This is a genomic window from Janthinobacterium sp. GW821-FHT03C08 (assembly GCF_059420905.1).
The window spans coordinates 107,323-131,847 of record NZ_JBWKUP010000001.1; the positions used below are offsets into that span (position 1 = coordinate 107,323).

The 24,525-nt window shown below is 66.0% G+C and carries 19 protein-coding genes; 13 read left to right on the forward strand and 6 right to left on the reverse strand.

Translation table 11 applies throughout. The features are described 5' to 3' along the window. Positions 1–20: 20 nt before the first annotated feature. Positions 21–1,295: an amidohydrolase family protein gene (locus AC07VL_RS00500; RefSeq protein WP_494804128.1), complete on the reverse strand. Its 1,275-nt coding sequence runs from the start codon at positions 1,293–1,295 to the stop codon at positions 21–23. A 385-nt stretch (positions 1,296–1,680) separates the two neighbouring features. Between AC07VL_RS00500 and AC07VL_RS00505 the strand changes: the two genes are divergently transcribed. From AC07VL_RS00505 to AC07VL_RS00520, 4 genes are all read left to right on the forward strand, one after another. Then, entirely contained in the window at positions 1,681–2,544 is an 864-nt protein-coding gene (locus AC07VL_RS00505) for a phasin family protein (RefSeq protein WP_494804129.1), read from the forward strand. Positions 2,545–2,710: 166 nt separating this feature from the next. Beyond that, positions 2,711–4,462, forward strand: a complete 1,752-nt coding sequence (locus AC07VL_RS00510) for an ABC transporter ATP-binding protein (RefSeq protein WP_494804130.1) — start codon at positions 2,711–2,713, stop codon at positions 4,460–4,462. Then, positions 4,452–6,260 (forward strand): ABC transporter ATP-binding protein, encoded by a 1,809-nt coding sequence (locus AC07VL_RS00515; RefSeq protein WP_494804131.1) that lies wholly within the window; start codon positions 4,452–4,454, stop codon positions 6,258–6,260. The genes AC07VL_RS00510 and AC07VL_RS00515 overlap by 11 nt, the downstream gene beginning before the upstream one ends. A gap of 394 nt (positions 6,261–6,654) precedes the next feature. Next, positions 6,655–8,499 carry a tetratricopeptide repeat-containing diguanylate cyclase gene (locus tag AC07VL_RS00520; protein WP_494804442.1) on the forward strand — a complete coding sequence of 615 codons (1,845 nt, stop codon included), beginning with the start codon at positions 6,655–6,657 and terminating at the stop codon, positions 8,497–8,499. Between the two features lie 45 nt (positions 8,500–8,544). On the opposite strand, the gene AC07VL_RS00525 is transcribed toward AC07VL_RS00520, so the two are convergent. Continuing rightward, positions 8,545–8,874 (reverse strand): hypothetical protein, encoded by a 330-nt coding sequence (locus tag AC07VL_RS00525; protein ID WP_494804132.1) that lies wholly within the window; start codon positions 8,872–8,874, stop codon positions 8,545–8,547. Between the two features lie 139 nt (positions 8,875–9,013). Next, positions 9,014–10,306, reverse strand: coding sequence for a cytochrome-c peroxidase (locus AC07VL_RS00530; protein ID WP_494804443.1), 1,293 nt, complete (start codon positions 10,304–10,306; stop codon positions 9,014–9,016). A gap of 192 nt (positions 10,307–10,498) precedes the next feature. Here AC07VL_RS00530 and acpA point away from each other — a divergent pair, with 192 nt between their 5' ends. Then, positions 10,499–12,631: an acid phosphatase gene (gene acpA / locus AC07VL_RS00535; protein WP_494804133.1), complete on the forward strand. Its 2,133-nt coding sequence runs from the start codon at positions 10,499–10,501 to the stop codon at positions 12,629–12,631. A gap of 67 nt (positions 12,632–12,698) precedes the next feature. Here the strand turns inward: acpA and AC07VL_RS00540 are convergent, their stop codons facing one another. After that, positions 12,699–13,520 carry a hypothetical protein gene (locus AC07VL_RS00540; RefSeq protein WP_494804134.1) on the reverse strand — a complete coding sequence of 274 codons (822 nt, stop codon included), beginning with the start codon at positions 13,518–13,520 and terminating at the stop codon, positions 12,699–12,701. Positions 13,521–13,792: 272 nt separating this feature from the next. Here AC07VL_RS00540 and AC07VL_RS00545 point away from each other — a divergent pair, with 272 nt between their 5' ends. Beyond that, entirely contained in the window at positions 13,793–14,668 is an 876-nt protein-coding gene (locus AC07VL_RS00545) for a hypothetical protein (RefSeq protein WP_494804135.1), read from the forward strand. Further along, a complete protein-coding gene (locus AC07VL_RS00550) occupies positions 14,665–16,167 on the forward strand; it encodes a choice-of-anchor X domain-containing protein (protein ID WP_494804136.1) in 1,503 nt (500 codons plus the stop codon). The genes AC07VL_RS00545 and AC07VL_RS00550 overlap by 4 nt, the downstream gene beginning before the upstream one ends. A gap of 235 nt (positions 16,168–16,402) precedes the next feature. On the opposite strand, the gene AC07VL_RS00555 is transcribed toward AC07VL_RS00550, so the two are convergent. Next, positions 16,403–16,822, reverse strand: a complete 420-nt coding sequence (locus AC07VL_RS00555; RefSeq protein ID WP_494804137.1) for a hypothetical protein — start codon at positions 16,820–16,822, stop codon at positions 16,403–16,405. Positions 16,823–17,128: 306 nt separating this feature from the next. Between AC07VL_RS00555 and AC07VL_RS00560 the strand changes: the two genes are divergently transcribed. Beyond that, positions 17,129–18,199, forward strand: coding sequence for a M29 family metallopeptidase (locus tag AC07VL_RS00560; RefSeq protein WP_494804138.1), 1,071 nt, complete (start codon positions 17,129–17,131; stop codon positions 18,197–18,199). Here AC07VL_RS00560 and AC07VL_RS00565 read toward each other — a convergent pair. Further along, a complete protein-coding gene (locus AC07VL_RS00565) occupies positions 18,192–19,151 on the reverse strand; it encodes a LysR family transcriptional regulator (RefSeq protein ID WP_494804139.1) in 960 nt (319 codons plus the stop codon). The genes AC07VL_RS00560 and AC07VL_RS00565 overlap by 8 nt on opposite strands. A gap of 109 nt (positions 19,152–19,260) precedes the next feature. Between AC07VL_RS00565 and AC07VL_RS00570 the strand changes: the two genes are divergently transcribed. From AC07VL_RS00570 to AC07VL_RS00590, 5 genes are all read left to right on the forward strand, one after another. Beyond that, on the forward strand, positions 19,261–20,100 hold the full coding sequence (locus AC07VL_RS00570) for a phytanoyl-CoA dioxygenase family protein (RefSeq protein ID WP_494804140.1): 840 nt from the start codon (positions 19,261–19,263) through the stop codon (positions 20,098–20,100). Beyond that, on the forward strand, positions 20,100–20,918 hold the full coding sequence (locus tag AC07VL_RS00575; RefSeq protein ID WP_494804141.1) for a sugar phosphate isomerase/epimerase family protein: 819 nt from the start codon (positions 20,100–20,102) through the stop codon (positions 20,916–20,918). The genes AC07VL_RS00570 and AC07VL_RS00575 overlap by 1 nt, the downstream gene beginning before the upstream one ends. A gap of 111 nt (positions 20,919–21,029) precedes the next feature. Beyond that, positions 21,030–21,491, forward strand: a complete 462-nt coding sequence (locus tag AC07VL_RS00580) for a MarR family winged helix-turn-helix transcriptional regulator (protein ID WP_290601570.1) — start codon at positions 21,030–21,032, stop codon at positions 21,489–21,491. A gap of 165 nt (positions 21,492–21,656) precedes the next feature. Further along, positions 21,657–24,032: a M1 family metallopeptidase gene (locus AC07VL_RS00585; protein WP_494804444.1), complete on the forward strand. Its 2,376-nt coding sequence runs from the start codon at positions 21,657–21,659 to the stop codon at positions 24,030–24,032. Beyond that, positions 24,032–24,517, forward strand: coding sequence for a DUF6702 family protein (locus tag AC07VL_RS00590; protein WP_494804142.1), 486 nt, complete (start codon positions 24,032–24,034; stop codon positions 24,515–24,517). Before AC07VL_RS00585 ends, AC07VL_RS00590 begins: the two co-directional genes overlap by 1 nt. Positions 24,518–24,525 lie beyond the last annotated feature (8 nt).

A 24,525-nucleotide genomic window follows, 5' to 3' on the forward strand; every position in this document is an offset into this window, starting at 1 on the left:
ACAAGTGATGGCCGATTGTATCAGCGCCCCAGGCGGAAGTTCACACTCTCGGGCCGCCCCGGCAAGTGCAGGCGCGATTGCGCGCGCGGCGCCTCGCTGACGATTTTCCCGCGCCGCAGCACCAGGCGCCGCGCCGCGCGCAGGCGCAGCGCTTCCACGGTGCTGCCGCAATCGAGGAGCAGCAAGTCCGCGTGGCAGCCGGGCGCGATACCGTAGCCGTCCAGGCCCAGGATGCGCGCCGGCGTCTCCGTGACGGCGAGGAAGCACTCGTGCATGGCCTGCTGGCCCGTCATCTGCGCCACGTGCAGTCCCATGTGCGCCACTTCCAGCATGTCGCCCGAGCCCAGGCTGTACCACGGGTCCATCACGCAGTCGTGGCCGAAGGCGACGGGGATGCCGGCGGCCAGCATCTCGGGCACGCGCGTCATGCCGCGCCGCTTCGGATACGTGTCGTGGCGGCCCTGCAGGGTGATGTTGATGAGCGGGTTGGCAATGGCCGCCACGCCCGCCTCGCGGATCAGCGGCAGCAGCTTGCTCACATAATAATTGTCCATCGAATGCATGGACGTCAGGTGCGAGCCCGTCACCCTGCCCTGCATGCCGAGGCGCTGCGCGTGAAACGCCAGGGTTTCGATGTGGCGCGACAGCGGGTCGTCCGATTCGTCGCAATGCATGTCCACCATCAGGCCCCGCTCGCAGGCGAATTCGCACAGCAGGCGCACGGATTCGGCGCCGTCAAACATGGTGCGCTCGAAATGCGGGATGCCGCCCACCACGTCGACGCCCATGGCGATCGCGCGTTTTAAATTGTCGAAGGCGCCGGGACTGCGCAGGATGCCGTCCTGGGGAAAGGCCACCAGTTGCAGGTCGAGGTAGGGCGCCACCTGGCGTTTCACGTCGAGCAGCGCTTCGACGGCCAGCAGGCGCGGGTCGCAGATATCCACGTGCGAGCGGATGGCCAGCAAGCCGCGCGCCACGGCCCAGTCGCAATACTGCAGGGCGCGGTCCACCAGCGCCTGCTGCGTCAGCTGCGGCTTCAGCTCGCCCCACAGGGCTATGCCTTCGAGCAAGGTGCCGGAGGCGTTCACGCGCGGCAAACCGTAGCTGAGCGTGGCATCCATGTGGAAGTGCGCGTCGACGAAGGGCGGCGTGACGAGGTCGCCAGCCGCATCGATCTCCCGCGCGCCCGTCACGGGCAAGGCGGGGCCGACGGCGGCGATGCGGCCGCCCTCGATGGCGATATCGGTGGCGCGGCGGCCGTCGGGCAGGCTGGCATTGCGGATGACCAGGTCCATGAAAACACTCCTAAGGTGGTGAATGGTGAGCGAACGGACAGGTTCTAGCGGCGATTTCCTCGTGCAACGTCTTTGCTGCAGTGCAAGAATATGGCGACTGGCAATTGCATGGCCATAGAATCGCCATGCATGCCTTGCGCGCGCGCAAACGTCGTGCAGACAGCGGCAGGCTGATGAATACAGCAGCCACAGGGGGCACGCCCTTGAGAAAAATAACTTTCAACCAACTCGAATCACCGCTAGAATATTCATATTGCGTTGCATCATAATCAGGCTATCATCGGCTATTCAGCGCGCTACCTACTTTACAAAACGCGGCCAACTCTGGTTTTCGGGATTTTGCAGAGCGTTTTGCCAGCATTTTAATCCGTATAAAGGAGTAAATATGTTTCCAATTCCTGAACAATTTTCCAGCGCCGCGAAATCGCAACTGGAAAACCAGCTGCAAATCTTCAGCAATCTCACCAGCAAGGTCTTTGAAAGCGCCGAGAAAATCATTGCCCTGAACCTGAATGCCGGCAAGGCCGCCCTGTCGCACACGGCGGAAACGGCGCAGCAACTGCTGGCGACGCAGGACCCGCGCGACTTCCTCAGCTACAGCACCAGCCAGGCGCAACCGAATATCGAGAGCGTGCTGGCCTACAGCCGCCAGCTGTTCGGCATCGCCTCGAGCACCCAGGCCGAATTGCTGGCCTCGGCCAAGGCCCGCCTGGAGGAGGCCGCTCCCGCCGTCCCTGCCGCCGTCCCGGCCGTCGCCAAGCCTGCGCTGGCCATCGTCGCGCCAGTGTCCCAGCCGGCTGCCGCACCGGCGGCACCGCTGCCGCTGGCCGCCACGCTGCCGATCGCCGCCTCGGCTCCCGCCGCCGCCGAGCCTGCGCCAGCCAAGGCCAAGGAAGCGGCCAAGCCTGCCGCCAAGGCCGCGCCTGCCCCTGCGCCTGCTCCAGCAGCCCCCGCCAGGGCCGCCGACAAGCCAGCCGCAAAAGCGGCAGATGGCAAACCCGCCGTCAAAGCGGCGGAAAGCAAGCCGGCGGCGAAAGCGGAAGCGGCCAAGCCCGCGCCAGCGAAAGCCGCCGCACCGGCAGCGGCCCCCGCCAAGCCCGCCGCCAAGTCTTTCCCCGCGAGCAAAACGGTGGCCAAACCGGCCAGCACCGCCAGCAAGTCCGTGGCCGCAGTCAAGCCAGCAGCCAAGGGCACGCCATCGAAACAGCTCGACATGCTGGGCGGCGGCAAGGGCAGCGGCCGCAAGTAAGCGCCACGCCGCACGTCCAGGCAGCACAACAACGGGCTACGGCCCGTTTTTTGCGTGTCCGTCCGCAGCGCGCTTTCCTGCCTTGTTGTATCCTACGCGTACTTTCCGTGCGCGTGCCCCTCCTTCCGCCCCGCGACACCCCATTACAAAAAACAAAAAGGTAACCATGAGTTTATCGAGGCTCATCGCCGGCTTCGTGCGTCAGCATTGGCCGGCGTATGCCGCCGCCGCCGTCATGCTGACGGGCGTGGCAACATTGACCGTTTGGATCCCGCGCCGCGTGGGCGCCATCATCGACGCGCTGGCCGCGCACCGCATGACGGGGTCCGAACTGTGGCTGGAACTGCTCACCCTGCTCGCCGTCGGCGTCGTCATCTACTTCCTGCGCGTGGGCTGGCGCATCACCCTGTTCAAGGCCGCCTACCAGCTGGGCGTGATGCTGCGCACGCGCTTCTACACGCGCATGTCGCAGCAGGGCGCGTCGTTTTATCAGCACCAGCGCACGGGCGACCTGATGGCGCTGGCGACGAACGACATCGACGCCATCGAAATGGCCGCCGGCGAAGCCATGCTGGCCGGCTTCGACGGCACCTTGACCCTGCTGATGGTGCTGGGCATCATGCTGCTGGGCGTGGACTGGCGCCTGGCCTGCATCGCCCTCCTGCCCTTCCCCCTGATGGGACTGGCCTTCTGGCGCATCTCCAGCCATATCCACACTGCGTCGACGGATTCATTGAAACGCTTTGCGGCGCTGAACGACCACGTGCAAGAGTCCTTGTCGGGCGTGCGCACCCTGCGCGCGCTGGGCCTGGAAGAGCGCAGCAGCAAGCAGTTTTCCACCCTGGCCGGCCACGCGGCCCACGCCAGCCTGACGGCGCAGCGCTGGGAAGCGGCATACGAACCGGCCGTCGGCCTGACCCTGACGGCCGCCACGGCGCTGACCCTGGGCCTGGGCGGCTACCTCGTGTGGCAAGAGCAGCTGACCATCGGCGCGCTGACGAGCTTTTCCATGTACCTGGGCCAGCTGATCTGGCCCATGTTCGCCGCCGGCTGGGTACTCTCGCTGATCGAGCGGGGCCGCGCCGCCTGGCAGCGCCTGCAGCCGATGTTAGATGCGCCGCTGGCCATCGACGACCATGGCACCATCGCCACGCTCACGCCCGGCCCCCTGCAATTGCAGGACATCGGCTTTGCGTACGCGGGCCAGACGGCGCCCGCGCTGTCCGGCATCTCGCTGCGCCTGCTGCCGGGCCAGACCCTGGGGCTCGTCGGTCCGACGGGCAGCGGCAAGTCGACCCTGCTGCGCGTGCTGCTGCGCCAGGTGACGCCGCAATCGGGCACGGCCACGTGGAACGGCCAGCCGCTGGCCGCCTACACCCTGCATGCGCTGCGCGCGGCCATCAGCTGGGTGCCGCAGGAATCGTTCCTGTTTTCCGCCACCATCGCCGACAATATCGCCCTGGCCCGCCCCGGCGCCACGCGCGAGGAAGTGGAACGGGCGGCGCAACTGGCCGACATCCATGCGGACATCCTGCAATTCCCCGACGGCTACCAGACGCACGTGGGCGAGAAAGGCATCACCCTGTCGGGCGGCCAGCGCCAGCGCGTGGCCATTGCCCGGGCCCTGCTGGCCGACAACGGCCTGCTGCTGCTCGACGACGCGCTGTCGGCCGTCGACACGGGCACGGAAACGCGCATCCTGCAGCACCTGGAAGAGCTGCGCGCGCGCCGCCCCGAGCGCAGCGCCATCATCGCCAGCCACCGCCTGAGCGCCGTCGTGAATGCCGACCTGATCCTGGTGCTGCGCGATGGCCACGTGACGGAAACGGGCGACCACGAGACCCTGATGCAGCGCGACGGCTGGTATGCCAGCCAGTGGCGCTATCAACAACTGGAGGCCAGCCTCGATGCCATCTAAGAACGACCAAGCCGCCACCGCCACGCCATCCGTGCGCCGCCAGGCCGCGCAAGCCATCGGCCTGCTGCGCCGCGCCGCCGCGCCCGACCTGCGCCACCTGTACTGGGCCACGTTCTGGCTGATCCTCGCCGCCGGCCTGGAAGTGACGGGCCCGATCCTCGGCAAGGCCCTGATCGACCAGCACCTGCTGCCGCGCCACCTGGACTGGACACGCATGTCATTGCTGCTGGGCGGCTGCCTGCTGACGGGCTGGGTCGCGTCCGGCCTGCGCTACCTGCAGCTGGTGCGCCTGTCCGGCCTGGCCATGCGCTCGGTGCAGCGCCTGCGCGAAACCGTCTACCAGCACGTGCTGCGCCTGCCGATGGCCTTCTTCGACCGCGCCATCACGGGCCAGCTGGTCAGCCGCGTCACCAACGACACGGAAGCCGTCAAATCGCTGTACGTGCAGGTGCTGTTCGTCATCCTCGACAGCTCCATCGTCCTCGTCGGCACCATGGCCGCCATGGCCTTCCTCGACTGGCGGCTGATGCTGATCGTGCTGGCCCTGCTGCCGGCCGTGCTGCTCATCGTCTTTTTGTACCAGCGCTGGAGCGCGCCGGCCGTCACGCGCGCGCGCGCCCTGCGCAGCGAAATCAACGGGCAGATCGCCGAATCGATAGGCGGCATGAGCGTGCTGCAGGCGAACAACGCGGAAAAGCGCTTCGGCGCCCGTTTCACGGGCATCAACCAGGACCACTACACGGCGCGCATGCAGGAATTGCGCGCCAACGCCTGGCTGCTGCGCCCCGCGCTCGACATGCTCAACATCGTGCTGCTGGCCGTCGTCATCTTCAGCTTCGGCCGGCGCGACATGGGCGCCGTGGAAGTGGGCGTGCTGTATGCGTTCATCAGCTACATCGCGCGCGTGATCGAACCCTTGATCCAGATCACCATGCAGTTCAGCCAGCTGCAGCAGTCGGTGGTGGCGACGGCCCGCGTCTCGGCCCTGCTGGATGAAGCGCAGGCGCTGGAACACGCGCAGGGAAGAGAAGCACCGGCGCTGCGGCAGGCGCACACAGGGGGCGACGCGCCCGCCGTGGACATCGCCCGCCTGACCTTCGCCTACGTGGAAAACCAGCCCGTGCTGCACGACCTGTCGCTGACCATTCCGCAGGGAGCCTTCTTCGGCATCGTCGGCCACACGGGCAGCGGCAAGTCGACTTTGCTGTCCCTGCTGCTGCGCTTCTATCCCGTCACGCAAGGCCGCATCGCCATCAACGGCGTGGCCCTCGACAGCATCGACAACGAGCATTTCCGCGCCGACGTGGGCCTGGTGCCGCAAGACCCCTTCCTGCTGGCCGCCTCGGCGCGCGAGAACATCGACATGGGCCGCGGCTACACGCAGCAGCAGATCGAGACGGCGGCGCGCGCCGCGCATGCGCACGACTTCATCGCCGCGCTGGAACACGGCTACGACACGCCGCTGGGCGAAGGCGGCTCGCGCCTGTCGTCGGGGCAGAAGCAGCTAATCGCCATTGCCCGCGCGCTGGCCGGCCAGCCGCGCATCCTGCTGCTCGACGAAGCGACGTCGCGCATCGATAGCCAGACGGAGCAGATCGTGCAGACGGCGCTCAATGAGTTGCGCGGCAAGGTGACCATCATCGCCATCGCGCACCGCCTGTCGACCATCCGCGACGCGGACCGGATCATCGTGCTCAACCATGGCCGCATCACGGAAGCGGGACCGCACGAGGAACTGATGCAGATCGACGGCGGCCTGTACCAGCGCCTGTACCTGCTGCAGCAGCTGGCGCAGTAATGCCGTTTTGTCAATGCCCGTAGTGTGCACTTTCACACATTTCTGTAGTGCGCGTGATATTTCTTGATTGCAACAGAATATAATCTTTGCAGACAAGCAGGGTCATTGCGGGAGCGGGAAGTTGGCAGGCAGAGAGAAACGGGCATCATGGCGGAAGGCACACTGGCTGCTGGCACTGGCGTGCCTGCTGCCGCCTGTTGCCGGCGCCGAGGAACTGTCTCTGCTGCAACAGATCGATGCCGTGCGCGAGGATGGCCGCTTCGTGCCGGAACGCGCCCTGCTGCGCCTGCAGGAAATGGAAACGCAGGCGCGCGGCGCGCCGCTGCCCGTGCGCACGGAATTCCTCACCCAGCTCAGCAACGCCCGCATGCGCCTGGGGCAGAACGACATCGCCATGCAGCTGGCCGAGGAAGTGATCGCTTACGCCCGCCAGAACAATAACGACGTGGCGCTGGCCAAGGGCACGCTCTGCAAGGCCTACATCACCTTTGCCCTGAACGAGCGCCGCGCCTCGCACCTGCTGGCCTTTGAAGCGGAGCGCATCGCCAACCGCACGGACGACCTGCCCGTGCGCGTGCAGGCGACCATCAGCGCGGGGCAGTCGTGGGCCGAGGAAGGCAACTTCCCGTTTGCGCTGGCCAAGCTGCAGGCGGCCGTCGACCTGGCCCGCCAGAGCAACTCCCCCGCCAGCCTGGCGCCCGCCCTGAATGCCCTGACCCAGCTGTACACGCAGATGCGCGAATACGAGCAGGGCTTCAAGACACTGGACGAATTGCTGGCTGTCTCCGCCACCCTGGGATCGCCCGGGCGCATGGCGCAGGCCAAGAACACGGAATACGGGCTGGCGCTCGACGCGCAGCAGCCGCAGCGGGGCCAGCGCGCCCTGCTGGCGGCCCTTGCTCTGGAACGCCAGCTGGGCGCGAAGGGCATGGTGGCGACCACCCTCGTCAACCTGTCGGACAGCTACCTGAAGGAAGGCGATTACGCGCGCACCCTGCGCTACGCGAACGAAGCCATCACGACGGCGCGCCTGGTCAACAACGAGCAGGTAGAGGCGACGGCGCGCCTGAACATCGGCCAGGCCCTGATCGGCCAAGGTCGCCTGCAGGAAGGCAAGCAAAGCGTGGCCACGGGCCTGGCCTACTATGAACGCACGGCCAACCAGCCGGACATGCAGGCCGTGCTGCTGGAATACGGCATGGCCCTGGAAAAGGCGGGCGACATGCGCGGCGCCGTGACGGCATACCACCGCGAACGGGGCATTTCCAACCAGCTGTTCGAGCAGCAGCGGCAAAAAGCCGTGTACGAATTGCAAGAAAAATATGAGGCAGAAAAGAAACAGCGCCAGATCGAGCTGCTCAGCCGCGAGAACCAGCTCAAAAGCACGGAAATCGACAACCGCCGCCTGCAGCAGCGCGTCTGGTGGCTGCTGGCCCTGGTGCTGGCCATGGGTTCCGCCATCGTCGGCTTGCTGTACCGCAAGGTGCGCCACGCCAACGTGCAGCTGAAGGTGAAGAACCAGGAACTCAAGCGCCAGAGCTCGCGCGATCCGCTGACGGCCCTGTACAACCGCCGCCATTTCCAGGAATTCATGCGCAGCCAGGCGGGCAAGCCCCAGCAAGCCTATGCGGGCAGCGACGTCGTCAGCGCCCTGTTCCTGCTCGACGTCGACCATTTCAAGCACATCAACGACCGCCACGGCCATGCGGCAGGCGACCTGGTGCTCACCACCATCGCCGAAACGCTGCACGACGTGCTGCGCGAAACGGACATGATCGTGCGCTGGGGCGGCGAGGAATTCCTCGCCTTCCTGCCCGCCGTGGCACGCGACGGCCTCGACGATATCGCACGGCGCATCCTGGACGGCGTGGGCGCGCAAGTCATCGAGTACCAGGGACAGGCCATACGCGTGCACGTGTCCGTGGGGTTCGCACCGTACCCGCTGGCACCGCTGGGCCAGCCGCTCAGCTGGGAGCGCAGCGTCAACCTGATCGACATGGCGCTGTACCTGGCCAAGTCGCACGGACGCAACCGGGCCTATGGCTTGCGCGGCTTCCAGCACGTGGAACGCACGACGCTCGAAGCGGTGGAACAGGACCTGGAACGGGCGTGGCGCGACGGCTACGTCGACTTGAGCGTGGTATTGGGGGAAACGGATGGCACGGGTGGCGCGGGAACGGTGGCGCAGGGCCGCCAGGCGGGGAACAGCGGTGGCTATGGAGCGGCGGCCGTCACCTGACGGCGGCCGTCCGGGACAGGCCGGCGGGGCCGGCCAGTCACCTTGTTACTTGTGTGCGGCGTCCTGGATCTTTTCGCCCGCTTTTTCCACTTTCTTGCCCACGGCATCCGCCGCTTCGGTCATTTTCTTGTCTGCATCGGCAGCGACCTGGTCCATCTTGGCGCCCGTCTCGGCAGCGGCGCTGCTCACGGCGGCATCGGCTTTTTCAGCAGCGGCCTTGATGTCGGCCTGCGCCTTGGCGGCGGCGGCATCGATTTGCTGGCCCGCTTGCTCAGCCGGGCCGGCAGCAACGTCCTGCTTCTTCTGGCAGGCGGCCAGGGCCACGACGATCATCCCGGCGGCGCACACGGTCATCCAATTTTTGCTTACTTTCATGATTATTCCCTTTCATTGTTATCAAAAGACACAGATCAGTTCGCAATATACACCTGGATAAAATTTTCGAGCGTTCGCTAACGCACATAAAATCGGGCTTTTGTAGCGTATTTGTAAGCAATGGTATCTTGATATCTTTTTAGCCAGTCTTGCCCTGCGCCTTGCCCAGCGCGGCGCCTGGCGCCTGGTAGCCATCCGTCAGGGTGCGCAGGAAAACAATCACGTCGGCGATTTCCCGCTCGTTCAGCGCCGGCGCCTGGCCCGGCTGGCGGTCGAAAGGCGCTTCCACGTTCACGTTCGCTTCCAGCCCCGGCGGCAGGTCGTCGTACTTGCGCACCTTGCCGTTCTTGTCCTTCGGATACCATTTTTGTGGTGCCGTCTCGCGCTGCACGTAAAAACGCAGCACCTGCTCCAGGCTGGTGAAGCTGCCATTATGGAAAAACACCTTGCGCAGCGCCACGTTGCGCAGGGACGGCGTCTTGAAGCTGCCGCAATACTCCTGGTGCGCCGTCAGATCGGTGCGGTCCGGGCCGCACAGTCCCATGTCGAAGTACGCGGGGTCCGCATTGGCCGGCAGCTTGCCATTGCGCGGCACGCCGATATTGATCAAGCCGTAGTCCGTAAACTGCGGGAAGGCGCCGCCGGGCGTGATCCGGCTGATATGGCAGGAGGCGCAATTGCCCTTGTTTTCATCGTTGAACAGGGCCAGGCCGCGCGCTTCCTGCGGGCTCAAGCTGGCCTGCTTGCGCAGGAAGGCGTCGTACTTGCTCGTGTAGGGATAGAAGTCGGCGGGGCTTTCCTGGAACACCTCCAGCGACATCAGCGCCCAGCGCAGCGCCTGGACCGGCTGCTCGAAAATATCCGCGCCATACGTCTGGCGGAACTGCGCCGCCAGGGGACCGGCGCGCAATTTGGCGACGACGGCGGCCGCGTCGCGGTTGCCCATCTCGCGCGGCGACAGCAGGGGCGCCAGCGCCTGTTCATGGCCCGACTGCGCGCGGCCATCCCAGTTGCGACCGCCCGTGGGTCCCGCGTCGACGCTGTCGTCGCCGTCATCGTCGTGATAGTGCTCGGTGAAGGCGGGCGCGTTCTGGAGGTAGCGCAGCGAGGGCGCCGCGCGCGTGCCCGCATCCTTCAATTCGGGGCCGCCCAGCTGCACCGCCAGGCCGTTCGGCGGACCGTAGGCGTGATCGGGACTGTGGCAGCTGGCGCACGCCAGCTTGCCCGAGACGGACAGGCTGGGCGCAAAGAACATGGCCCGTCCCATGGCCGTCATCTGCGCCACGGAAGGCTGGCGTTGCAGGGTGGGCGCATACGCGCCGGACAGATAGGCGGGCGCGGAGGCTGGCCCGGCCTCCTGCCGCGGCGCGGGCTGGCAGGCGGCCAGCAGGCCGGCGTACGCCGCCAGCAGCAGGGAAGGCATCGGTTTCATCATGGGCAAGGGGCGCGGCGAGGGAACATGGTCGGGCAGCGTAGCAGCGGCATGTGACCGCTGCATGACAAAACCCTGCGAAAAATCATGTATCAACACCGTACATTACGTCATGTAACAGGGGCTGACATGTCACGCAGCGGACATATTCGGTGCCTAGCATGCGACGTTTTCCACCCAGAAGGCATGAACATGAACTTGCACGCCAAAATCGCATTGCGTCCCGCCTTGCGTCCCCTCCCCTTGCTGCTGTCGCTGGGCCTGGCCGCCTGCGGCAGCGACTACGCCGTCACGCCGCACATCAACGGGCAGGTGATCGGCAGCTACTATGAAAACGCCCAGGTCTGCGTGGAAAGCAGCAGCGCCAAGCTGACCTGCGACAGCGCCTTCGCCACCGTGCGCACGGCCGCCGACGGCAGCTACAGCCTGGAAGGCCAGGGTCCCGTACTGGTGACGGTGGGCACGGACGCCATCCGCCATGAAGCCATCGGCGACGCCGGCACCAAGGTCACGCAAAAACTGCTGCTGCGCGCCCCCGCCGGGCATGGCGCGTTCGTCAGCGCCCTGTCGACGGAACTGGTGCAGGTCATGGAGAGCAATGGCGGCGACTTTGCCGCCGCCAGCAGCAAGCTGGCGGCGCGCCTGGGCGTGTCCGAAGCGGGCCTGGCATCGGACTTCAACAAGGCCAGCGGCGACGAGCTGGCGAAACTGAAGGCGGAAAACGCCAGCGTGACGGCGCTGATCGCCAGCGCCAGCGCCCAGGCGGCGCCGGCCGACGCCCTGGCCGCCCTGAATGGCAGCCTGGCGCTGAACAACATCCAGACCATCGTCGTCATCTACGCGGAAAACCGCGGTTTCGACAACCTGTACGGCCTGTTCCCCGGCGCCAACGGCGTGCCGGGCGTGAACCCCACCTCGACCTCCTCCTACGTGGCGCAGAAGGACATCGACGGCAGCACCCTGCCCGTGCTGCCGCCCACTTGGGGCGGCATGACGGCGGCCGGCCAGAGCACCGTCATCACGCAGGCGCAGTCGGCCAACCTGCCGAACAAGCCGTTCCAGATCGACGACGCCAGCAGCCCCCTGTACCTGCCGCAATCGGTCATCACGCGCGACCTGGTGCACCGCTTCTACAACAACCAGATGCAGATCAACGGCGGCGCCAACGACAAGTTCGCGGCGTATTCCGACGCGGGCGGCCTGACCATGGGCTATTACGACGGCAGCAAGATGCAGCTGTGGGACATCGCCAAGCAGTACGCGCTGGCCGACAACCTGTTCATCGGCGCCTTCGGCGGCTCCTTCCTCACGCACCAGTACCTGATCTGCGCCTGCGCGCCCACGTATCCGAACGCCGACACCTCGGTGGCGAAAGGCTCCATCGCCAAGATCGACGTCGATGCCAAGGGCAACTTCGTGCGCCTGACGCCGTCCGCCACGGCGCCAGCCACGGTGCTGAACGGCGCGCCAGCCTACGCCAACGATGGCGCGCTGACGCCGGCCGACAGCACGGGCATGTTCTACGCCGTGAACACCATGCAGCCGCCGTTCCAGCCGAGCAGCAACGCCCCGGCCTCGGGCGACAGCAGCAAGCTGTATGCGGACACGGGCAAGGCCACCACACTGCCGCCGCAGACGCAGACGAATATCGGCGACTTGCTGTCAGGCAAGAACATCGACTGGGCCTGGTATGCGGGAGCCTGGAAAGACACGACGGCCCTGGCCACGGCCAGCGCGCGCGGCAGCAGCTTCCCCAGCCCGCCGAACTTCCAGTTCCACCACCAGCCGTTCAATTACTTTGCCAACATGGACCCGGTGAAGGCGCCCGCCTACCGCGCCGCCCACCTGCGCGACTTCGACAGCCAGTTCCTGGCCGACGCCAGCGCCGGCAAGCTGCCGCCCGTGGCCTTCTACAAGCCGCAGGGTAACCTGAACCAGCATGCCGGCTACGCCAGCGTGGCCGATGGCGACGCGCATATCGCCAGCGTCATCGCCCAGCTGAAAAAGAGTCCGCAGTGGAAGAACATGCTGGTCATCGTCACCTACGATGAAAACGGCGGCTTCTACGACCACGCCGCGCCGCCGAAGGGCGACCGCTGGGGTCCGGGCACGCGCGTGCCGGCCATCCTCGTCTCGCCGTACGTGAAAAAGGGCCTGGTTGATCATACGCAATACGATTCGGCCTCGATCCTGCGCGCCATCACGCACCGCTTCGCGCTGCCCGTGCTGGACGGCTTGAGCACGCGCGACAAGGCGCTGGTGGCCAACGGCGGCAAGCCGATGGGCGACTTCAGCGCCGCGCTGGCCCTGGTACCGCAAGAGTAAGCGCCGCTTCCGACGGCGTCACGACGCCCGCCCGGCCTGGCCGCGGCGGGCGTTTTTCATCCTGGCGCTATTGCCCCGATGGCGCGTCCAGCAGCGAGCGTTCGAGCAGTTGCGACAAGGCCGCGCGCAGCGCCTGCGTGCGCGCCGCCAGTTCCGGGCGCTTGTAGCGCTCGGCGGCGATCAGGCTGTTTTCCAGGCACACGCGGTCGCCTTTCGCCAGGCAGGCGTCGGCCGCGTCGAGCTGGGCGCTGGCTTGCGCCACTTTCACCGTGGCATCGAGTTCCAGGCTGTCCGCATCGTCGCCCCAGCGCTTCACATGGGCGGCCAGGCGCGTGGCGGCCACGTCCGGCTTGCCCGCATCGAGCGCCTGCCGGACGGCGGCCTGCGCCGTCGTCCACGCCTGTTCGCGCCGCTGTTTCTTCTCGCACGTGGTGGCGGCGGTCGTGATGCTCGCTTGCAAGCGTTTCAGCTGCGCCGCCGGCGCCTTGGCGCTTTTCAGCACGGCCAGCGCGCTGCGCGCCCCGTCCAGGTCGCACTGGGCCGCCAGGGCCGTGGCCGCCGCCACCTGCTCGGCCACGCTGGCCGGCTTGTCGGCCGGCTTGTTGACAAACCAGATGCCCGCCAGCGCCACGGCTGCCGCGATCCACGTGCGCAGGCGCACGGGCGGGCGCGGCGGCGGCACCGAACCCCTGGCCGCCGGTTTCGCGGGCGGCGCCTTGGCTGGCGCGGACGCCGGGGCGGCCGGCGGCACGGCAGGCGCCGAGGCGGGAGGAGGCACGGCAGCCGGTGCGGCCTGCGGCGCGGGCGCGGGAACATGGACGGGCAGCGGCGGCGGCACGGGGTCCGGCATCACCGGGGCCGGCGCCGCCACCTTCGTCAAAACAGGCACCGCCCCCGCCTGGCGCGTGCCGCAAAACGGACAATGCACCACGCGCAGCGGCAAGACCCGGCCGCAAGCGGCACGGATGCAAACTTCATTCACTTTTTCAGACACGTTCCAACCTTTTCCTGGATTTACCCTGCTGCGTTCTGCCGCAATATTACCCCACGCAAGCACCGCCACGGCGCGCCCGCACAGTCATCCGTGGACTTGATACCGATCAAGAGGCCGGCGCCGCCACGGCCTAAGCTACAAGCACAGGCCACCACAAGGAGATCGCCATGCCAGCCCACCTGATCATCGAAGACGGCAATCCCTGGTGGTGGGACAGTGCCGATATCTGGGTCGTGCCGGGCAATGATCCGAATGGCGCGCCCGGTGCGCCCATCGCCGGCACCAGCAATTACCTGTGGGGCCGCGTGCACAACACGGGCAACAGTGCGTCGAACGGCGTGCGCGTGGATTTCTACTGGGCCGATCCTTCCGGCCAGATCGCCGTCGGCGCCGCCACGCAGATCGGCTCCGCGTTTGCCGACCTGCCGCCGGGCGCCACGCAGGAAGTGCTGTGCCTGGTGCCGTGGATCCCCGTCATCGTCAATGGCGGCCACGAATGCCTGCTGGCTGTGGCGCACGGCGCCGGCGACATCAACCCGCTGCCCGATCCCCTGCCGAACGGCTTCCTGTTCCAGCCCACGCAGCACGACCAGATCGCCCAGCGCAATGTCACCGTGGTGCTGGCCGCGCGGCGCGCGCAGCTGCTGGCCATCCGGGTGGCAGCCCTGCCGCGCCAGGCCAGGAAGGTGGCGCTGCACCTCGAGTATGGCGGCGAAGTGCCGGCACGCCTGTTGGACACCCTGGGCCTGGGCAAGCTGCGTCCGGCCAAGGCGGGACTGGTGAAGGCGGGCCTGGCGCTGACGCCCCATTGCAACGGCGAGGCGCCGGACGCGCAGACACTGGAACTGGAGGTGCCGCGCGGCCAGGCCGTGCCCGCCTACCTGAACCTGCGCCCCGCGGTGCTGCCCGAAGGCGAATACGCGCTGCTGCGCGTGCTGGAAAGGCAGGACGGCAAGGTCACGGGCGGCATCACTTACCTGGTCGTTGAGCAGGACGGACAGCACCATGCCGGTCAGGACAGTCAAGAGGAGCAAGCATCATGAGCGACACGCCCATGCAGGTGCTGACGCGGCCATTCGCGATCGAGCCCGTCACCAATATCATGCTGCCGGACGGCATCTTCGACAATGCCATCTACGGCTTGCGCATCGCCGCCCACGTCACGAACATGTCCAGCAGCCCGCTGACGAACGTCACGGTGTACCTGGAAAGCGTGGGCGACCCGGGCATCGCACCCGTGGCGCGCACCTTCTTCTTCGCCAGCGTGCCGGCCGGCGCGGCCATGCTGGTCATGTGGGATGCCGACTTCCAGCACGCCACGCCCGGCAAGCGCCTGGTCAGCTTCGTCGCCAAGGCTGACGGCTACACGCCGCGCCGCTCGATCCAGCAGATCTTCGTCTCGCAGACGCGCTTTGACAGCACGACCAATACCTATACCTGCACGGTCGAGGAAGGCACGCTGGAACTGTCCAAGCCGCAGGGCCACCTGCCCGGCAAGCGCTGGGGCAGCACGGGCGGCGACGGAAAGGAATGCCGCTGCCCGCCCGATTTCGGCCCCGTCGTGCCCACCGGCATGACCCTCGTCTGGACGCCGAACCCGGCCTATGCGGGGCCGCATGGCGAGCTGCCGTTTTCCGACCCCTGGTGGAAGATACTGGCCATCATCATCGCCATCATCGCCGCGCTGGTAGCCATCATTGCCGCCGCGCTCGGTGCCGGCAAGGCCAGCTTCAGCGTGGGCGGTACCTTCGAGGAAACGGACCCCAGCGTGCACTGCTGCACGCCCAAGGGCGCCGCCTCGGGCAAGCCGGAATTCACGGTGGCGGGGGTGGCATCGGCCATCGCCTCGGGCGCCATCGTTGCCGCCTGCTCCGATATCGCCGATCCCTTCTGGCGTGGCCAGGAAGCCACACCGCCGGCCGACGGCGAGCTGACCCTGGCCGAACGCGTCGTGGCAAAGTGGGTCTTGCCCGAAGCGCCGAATGCGGGCCTGCCCTACACGGCCGACATCAGCTGGCAGTACGAACGTTTCACCACGGGCGCCAGCTACCAGCACGCCGTGAGCGAAACGCAGGTCAACGTGCACGTAGCCGGCCCCGTCGAAACGGACAGCCCGCCCGTGGTGCAGGCGTTCGACCCCCTGTGGCTGCGCGCCAGTTTCAAGCGCGACAATGGCGATGTCTTCCGCGGCACGGAGCTGTATGCCTTCGTGCTGTTCCAGGCGCCGCAGGGCCTGTTCTTCGTGGAACCGCTGACGGACGATGGCCTCGGCTTCGATCCCGGCGCCAACGACGGCGTGTACGCTGCCAGCCTGGACTTGAAACTGGCGTACCGGACCCTGCTGCAATTCGACCAGGACGTCTACGGCACCTGGCGCGTGTTTGTCTTCGCGCAGGACGTCAACCTGACCAAGCCGGGCACGCCGCCGGAGATCGCCGCCCAGCACATCGGCGGCATGTTCGTCGCCAGCGCCATCGAGATCACCTTCGACGATACCCTGCCCTGCCCGCTCAAGGCGCAGGCGAACATCATCGTCGTGTAAGGCAAGGGAGCAGACCCAGGCGCGGGCAGAGCAGCGGGCGCCGAGGTGCAGCCCGCCTGAACGGCAACTGTCCGACAGCCGGCACACTGCTGGTGCCGGCCAGGTGAGCGGATTGCCGTGCCTTCGCACAGCGCGAGCGGCCGGGAACATGCCAGGGGCAGGCGCTGCCGCGACGACAGGAGGGCAAGGTAACAACGGGGCAGGCAACGACGCCCCTGGCGCTCTGCCGGCCGCTTTAAACTTTGACGCTTTCGGGTTTCGCGATGACCGTGCGCGGGATGATGTCCGTTTCCGGGCACGTCGCCATGGCATCCGAATACGCGAGCCAGCGCTGCAGGCTTTCCATGCGGCGGATGGTGATGCCCTTGCCATTGATGTAGCCGATCTGCTCGAAATTGGCGGGGCTGGTGGTCAGTTTCGACACCGTGGGCGCATTGTCGACGAGGCGGTCGTAGGCCTTGCGCGCCTTGTGCTCCCACTTGGCCAGCACGGGGTCGTCGAAACGGTTGCTTTCAAAATACACGGTGATGGTGCGGTCGTGGTTGGCAAAGCCGACGATGGCCGCACCTTTGCGTATGGTCAACAGGACATCTTCCTTGACGCCCGTCACGGGCACGAACACGGCGGCACGCCCATCCGTATCGGGCCGCTCCATGGGAATATCTTGTCCAATTATGCTCATCGCATCACGCTCTTTGTCATTGCCTGTTGGCTTGTCATATGTATGCCATCCATCGCTGAAACCGCGCCAGGCGTGCGCGGGTCCGGCCATGGCAGCAGGCCGCTTCCCGGCCCGCTGCCATGCTGGCAATCAAATAATACATTGCTGTAGGGCACTACACAAGAAGATCAGGGCAGTGGCGCCATGCGCGCCTCCGCCGGACGGGGAATGGCGACGCAAGCGGCGATCGCCTTATAATGCCCCGCTTATCGACTCCATCCGCATGACGACCCCGCCACCATGACGCTACCCGAAAATGACACCAGCCGGCTCGACGCCATCAGCGCCGCCGCCACCGAAGTGGCCGCGCAAAACGTGGCCGACCTGCTGGCCATGGCCATCTGCCACCGCCCCGACGAACCGGCCCTGGTCGTCTGCGACAAGCGCAGCTGGCTCAATGTCGTGCTGACGGACGCCTATCGCCAGGCCTTGCCGGACGCCGCCTTCATCGACTTCGACGACGTCACGCCCGACGCCGTGCTGGCCGCGTTTGCCGAACTGCCGGCCGGCAGCCTCGTCGTGCTGATCCAGTCGACCAGCTTCCGCCTGGAAGCGTTCCGCATCCGCATCGAGCTGTTCAAGCGGGGCCTGAAAGTGATCGAGCACGTGCACCTGTCGCGCATGCCCGGCGTGCAGGGGCTGCACTACATCGCCTCGCTGGCCTACGACCCGGCCTACTACCGCGGCGTGGGCCATGCGCTGAAGGCGCGCATCGACGGCGCCCGCCACGGCATGGTCGACAGCGGCGGCGAACGGCTGGTCTTCGCCTCGCCGTTCGAATCGGCCAAGCTCAATATCGGCGACTACCGCGGCATGAACAATATCGGCGGCCAGTTCCCGCTGGGCGAAGTGTTTACGGAAGCGCAGGACCTGGAAGCGGTGAACGGGCGCGTGCGCATCTTCGTCTTTGGCGACACGCACTTCATGGTCAACCGCCCCGATACGCCGATCACGCTGATCATCGAAAAAGGCCGCGTCACGGGCACGGAGCACGCCACGCCGGAATTCCTGGCCATGCTCGAGATCATCCGCGCGCACGAAGGCGAAGTGTGGGTGCGCGAACTGGGCTTCGGCATGAACCGCGCCTTTTCGCGCCAGCAGCTGGTCAACGACATCGGCACGTATGAACGCATGTGCGGCATCCACCTGTCGCTGGGCGCCAAGCATGGCGTGTATACAAAACCGCAGTTCAAGCGCAAGGATGCGCGCTACCACGTGGATATCTTCGCCGTCACCGAAGCCGTCTACCTGGACGACGAGCGCGTGTACGCCGATGGCGCGTGGACAGTAGAACCCGTCGCGCTCAGCTAAAAAAGCCGGCCGCCGCCAGCTCGCGGTCCCACGGCGGCACGGGCTGGTATTCCGCCACCAGGAAATCGATCAGCGCGCGCACCTTGGGCGACATCTGGCGGCTGGCCGGATACAGGGCGCTCAAGTGATTCAGCGGCAGCTCCCAGTTAAATAGCACGGGCAGCAGGCTGCCATCGAGCAGATTGCGCCAGGCGAGAAACGTGGTGCTGTAGACGATGCCCAGCCCCCGCTGCGCCGCCTGCTGCAGCACCAGCCCGTTATTCGCCGTGAAGCCAGCCTGCACGCGCACGCTCACCTGCTCGCGATCTTCCCCTTCTCCGCGCTGGAAATGCCAGTTCGTGCCATCGGTCAGGTGGCTGAAATGCAGGCACTGGTGGTTCAACAAGTCTTGCGGCGTCTGCGGCATGCCCCATTGCGCCAGGTAGGCGGGACTGGCGCACAGCACGGCGCGGCATGGCGCCAGCGGACGCATGGCCAGCGCGCTGCTGTCCGGGATGCCGCCCACGCGGATGGTCAAGTCAAAGCCGTGGCGTATCGGGTCGAGCAGGGCGTCGTCGACAAACAGCTCGGCCCGCACCTGCGGGTGCTGCAAACTGAAACGGGCGACGGCGTCCGCCAGCCACGCGCTGCCAAAGCTGGACGGCGCCTGGATGCGCAGCGGCCCGGCCAGTTCTGCCCCCGCTCCCGCCTGCGCCACGTGCGCCACCATGCGCGCTGCCTCCTGCGCCTGGCTGACGGTGGCCATGCACGGCGCCAGGTAGGCGCGGCCTGCGTCCGTCAAGCTCACTTCGCGCGTGGAACGGTGCAGCAGGCGCGCAGCGAGGCGCTCCTCCAGCTGCATGATGGTCTTGCTGACCATGGCCCGCGTCAGGCCCAGGCGCTGCCCGGCCGCCGTAAAGCTGCGCAGGCGCGCCACCTCGACAAAGATTTCCATCGCTTTCAATTGATCCATGTCAAAGATTGTCTGCGTTTTGGAGACAATCTGTCAACCGCCTGTCGATTGTTTGCGTCCATCGTCCCACCTACAATGGCGCCTTCTACCTACTTACGGAGCCGCCGCCATGCTGACAATTTCTCAACAAGAACAATATCAACGCGACGGCTACCTCATCCTGCCCGATTTCAAGGGCGCGGACGAGATCGCCGCCCTGCGCGCGCGCGCCGAGCAGATTGTCAACGAATTCGATCCCAGCCAGAGCCAATCGATCTTCACCACGCGCGACCAGGCGAAGAACACCAACGATTACTTCCTCGCCTCCGACAACACCATCCGCTGCTTCTTCGAGGAAGAGGCCTTCGGCCCGGACGGCCAGCTGAAACAGGCCAAGTCCCTGTCGATCAACAAGATCGGCCACGCCATGCATGACCTGGACCCCGTCTTCCGTGCCTTTTCCGCCGACCCGAAGCTGGCCGAGGTGGCGCGCGACCTGGGCCTGGCGCAGGCGCAGGTATGGCAGTCGATGTACATCTTCAAGCAGCCCGGCATCGGCGGCGAAGTGCGCTGGCACCAGGACGCCACGTATTTCGAAACGACGCCCGTCAGCGTGACCACCTTCTGGTTCGCGCTGGAAGACGCGACCTTGGACAACGGCTGCCTGTGGGCGGAACCGGGCGGCCACCGCGGCCCCCTGCGCGAACGCTTCATCCGCAACGGCGACCAGGTGCGCGTGGAAAAAATCGACGCCATGCCCTGGCCCGATGACAGCACGGCCGTGCCGCTGGAAGTCAAGGCGGGCGCCCTCGTCTGCTTCCACGGCTTGCTGCCCCACTACAGCGCGCCGAACCGCTCGCCCGTCTCGCGCCACGCCTACACCCTGCACGCCACGGACGGCCAGACCGCATACGCGGCCCACAACTGGATCCAGCGCGACGCGTCGTTCCCCGTGCGGGGCTTCGTCTGATGCGCATCGAAGTCTACGCCGCCCACTGGGGCAATAACGACCTGGCGCCCGAAGTCTTCATCGACAGGGTAGCGGCGGCCGGCTTCGACGGCATCGAAATGTCGCTGCCGCTGGACGCCGCCCTGCGCGAAGAATGGACGGACCGCATCGCCAGGGCGGGACTGCAGCTGATCGCCGCGCAGTGGGAAACCGTCTTCCACAGCGATTTCGCGCTGCACCGCGCCGCCCTGGCCGAACTGCTGGAAAACGCCTGCCTGGCGCGCCCCGTGCTGGTCAACACGCACACGGGCAAGGATTTCTATACGCCGGCGCAAAACGCGCAACTGCTCGACCTGGCCGCCGCCATCTCGGAAAAGCACGGCGTGCCCATCGTGCATGAAATCCACCGCAGCCGCTTTTCCGGCCACCCGATGCTGCTGCTGCCCTATCTGGCGCAGTATCCCGCGCTGCCATTGACGGCCGACCTGTCGCACTGGTGCTGCGCCTGCGAATCCTTGCTGGAAGACCAGCCGCAGACCCTGGCGCAAGTGCTGCCGCTGGTGCGCCACGTGCATGCCCGCGTGGGCCATGCGCAAGGCCCGCAGGTGGCCGACTTCCGCGCGCCGGAAGCAAAGGCAGCGCTCGACGCCCACCTGGCCTGGTGGGACGCCATCGTCGCCCTGCGCCGCGCGGCCGGCGCCGAACGCATGACGTTCACGCCCGAATTCGGCCCCGCGCCGTACACGCAAACCCTGCCCTGGACGCAGCAGCCCGTGAGCGACGCCTGGGAACAGAACGTCGCCATGCTGCAGCTGCTGCGCGCCCGCTACGCCGCATAAGGCCCGCCGGCCCGGCAGCGGATGGCCCGACCGCGCCGGGAGCGGCAGGCATGCGGGCTTCCCGCTTGCACCTCGTTTGCAATTGAGTAGCGCACTATATATACTGTGCCCATGGATACCACCACCGCCCCCAACCCGCTGCACCAGGTGCCGCGCCTGGACAGCCAGCTGTGCTTTGCGCTGTACTCGACCTCGCTCGCCATGAACAAGCTGTACCGCAAGCTCCTGCGCAAGCTGGGCCTGACCTATTCGCAATACCTGGTGATGATGGTGCTGTGGGAACGCGACGGCCTGACCGTGTCGGAAGTGGGCGAGCGCCTGTTCCTCGATTCGGCCACCCTGACGCCCCTGCTCAAGCGCATGGAGCAGTCGGGCCTGCTGACGCGCGCGCGCGCCGCCAGCGACGAGCGCCAGGTCATCATTTCCCTCACGGAGCAGGGCGACCAGCTGCGCCACGAGGCGGCCCTGTTGCCGGAAGCCATACTGACGGCCAGCCACTGCAGCGTGGAACAAGTTGTGGACATGAAACAACAGCTGAACCAGTTACGCGACAGCCTGATGAAAAGTGAGTAAATACACGGCTTTTCCGAGCAAAATCAGGTGAAATATCCACCTGACAGCGCCAGGCAAAAGCTGGCGCGAAATCCGCCTTTCTTTATTACAAATCGATACAAGGCTGGCCCCACCCTGCGTATAGAATAGTTGCCACTATTTCCTTACAACAATATCTGGGTGACCATGCGCATTTCCTTCGGTTCCGTAGCCTCGCTGGCTCTTTGCTTTACCGTCTCGGCCTTCGCCGCCGAACCCTTCGACGACAAGTTCCGCCAGCTCGAAGAGATACTGCCCACCCCGAATACTTACCGCACCGCTTCCGGCGCCCCGGGCCACGCCTACTGGCAGCAGCGCGCCGACTACGCCATCCGCGCCACCCTGGACGAAGCCAAACGCGCAATCACCGGTAGCGGCACCGTCACCTACCATAACCAGTCGCCCGACACCCTCGGCTACCTGTGGGTGCAGCTGGACCAGAACATCTACCAGCCCGATTCCGACGCGCGCCGCATGGCCACGGCGCCATCGCGCCAGGCCTGGGCCAGGACGGCGGGCGACGACACGATGAAGTTCGAAGGCTTGCGCGGCATGCTGGCGCGCGGCGACTTCCAGGGCGGCCTCCATATCCGCGCCTTGAAGGGCGCCGACGGCCAGCCTTTGAAATACGTCATCAACCGCACCATGATGCGCATCGACCTGCCGCAGCCATTGAAACCGGGCCAGGACTTCGTCTTCCAGATCGACTGGGATTACCGCATCAACGAGCAGAAGGTGCTGGGCGGGCGCGCCGGCTATGAAGTCTTCGACGACAAGAACGCGCTGTTTGAGGTGGCGCAGTGGTTCCCCCGCATGGCGGCCTACTACGACGCGGCCGGCTGGCAGCACAAGCAGTTCCTCGGCTCGGGCGAATTCACGCTGGAATTTGGCGACTACGACGTGCAGCTGACCGTCCCCGCCGACCATGTCGTCGCCGCCACGGGGGAGCTGCAAAATCCGCAGGACGTGCTGTCCGCCGCGCAGCGCCAGCGCCTGGAGCAGGCCCGCACCAGCGACAAGCCCGTCGTCATCGTCACGCAGAAGGAAGCGGAAGCGGCCGAAAAATCCGTCAGCCGGGCGCAAAAGACCTGGCACTTCAAGGCGTCCAACGTGCGCGACTTCGCCTGGGCCTCGAGCCGCAAGTTCATCTGGGATGCGCAGGGCTACAGCAAGGGCGGCAGCAAGCTGATGGCCATGTCCTACTATCCGAAGGAAGGCAATCCGCTGTGGGAAAAATACAGCACGCAAGCCATCGTGCACACCATCGAACAGTACAACAAATACAGCATAGCCTACCCGTATCCGACGGCCATTTCCGTCAACGGCCCCGTGGGCGGCATGGAGTATCCGATGATCTCCTTCAACGGCCCGCGCCCCGTGAAGGACAAGAAAACGGGCGAATTGACTTACTCCAAGCGCACCAAGTATGGCCTGATCGGCGTCATCATCCATGAGGTGGGCCATAACTACTACCCGATGATCATCAACTCGGACGAACGCCAGTGGACGTGGATGGACGAAGGCCTGAACACCTTCGTGCAATACCTGGCGCAGCAGGCATGGGAAGAAAACTACCCGGCCTCGCGCGGCGAACCGCGCGAAATCGTCGACTACATGCGTAGCCGCGACCAGGTGCCCATCATGACCAATTCCGAATCCCTGCTACAGTTCGGTAACAACGCCTACGCCAAGCCGGCGGCGGGCCTGAACATCCTGCGCGAGACCATCCTCGGACGCGAACTGTTCGACTACGCCTTCAAGGAATATGCGCAGCGCTGGAAATTCAAGCGCCCCACGCCCGCCGACTTTTTCCGCACCATGGAAGACGCCTCCGGCACGGACCTAGACTGGTTCTGGCGGGGCTGGTTCTACACCACCGACCCGGTCGACATCAGCATCGACGGCATCACGGAATATGGCGTGAGCTCGAAGAATCCGGACACGGAAAAGGCGTGGAAGAAAGCGCAGAAGGACGCCCAGCCGGAATCCGTCACGAGCCGTGCCAACAAGGGCATGCCGCGCCGCGTCGATGCGCATCCGGAACTGAAGGATTTCTACAACCAGCACGACGACTTCACGGTGACCAACAAGGACCGCAACGCCTACGCCGAAGCGCTGGCCGGGCTGGAACCGTGGGAAAAGGACTTGCTGAAACAGGGCAAGCACCTGTACCTGGTCGACCTGTCGAACCTGGGCGGCATGGTCATGCCGTTGATCCTCGAGATCGAACTGAAAAGCGGCAAGAAGTACGTGGAGCGCGTGCCGGCCGAAGTATGGCGCTATTCGCCGAAGAAGATCACCAAGGTCGTCATCACGGACGAGCCGATGGTGGGCCTGGTGCAGGACCCGTACTGGGAAACGGCCGATATCGACACCAGCAACAACGCCTGGCCGCGCAAGATCACGCCATCGCGCCTGGAGCTGTTCAAGAGCGAAAAATCGCCGAAGGATAACCTGATGCGCGATTTTAATACGCCGTTGAAAGGCAAGAACGGCGGCGCGGACAAGGGCGACGAGGCGTGATGCGCTGGCGCCTCCTCGCGGCCAGCCTGCTGGCCTGCGCCAGCATGGCGGCAGGCGCGCATAACTTCCACATGGGTATTGCCGACGTCAGCTACAACGCGGCCAGCGGCAGCACGGAAGTCGTGCACACCTACACGGACCACGACGTCGAGGCGCTGCTGACGCAGCTGTACCAGCGCCAGTTCGACCTGGGCCAGGAAGACAGCGAGGCGGCGCTGCGCCGCTACGTGGACAAGCAGTTTTATATCGTCGGCGCCGACGGCAGGCGCCTGCGCCTGAACTGGGTCGGCATGAAGGTCAACGCGGACAACGTGGTGATCTTCCAGGAAATCGAGCGCACGCGCCTGGCGCCCGCCACGCGCATCCACAACCAGCTGCTGATCGACTTCCTGCCCAGCCAGAGAAATACCCTCAACGTGCAGGACGGCGGCGCCATCCAGACCCTGTTCTTCGACAGCCAGCACGCCGAACTGCCGATCCGCTAAACACCGGC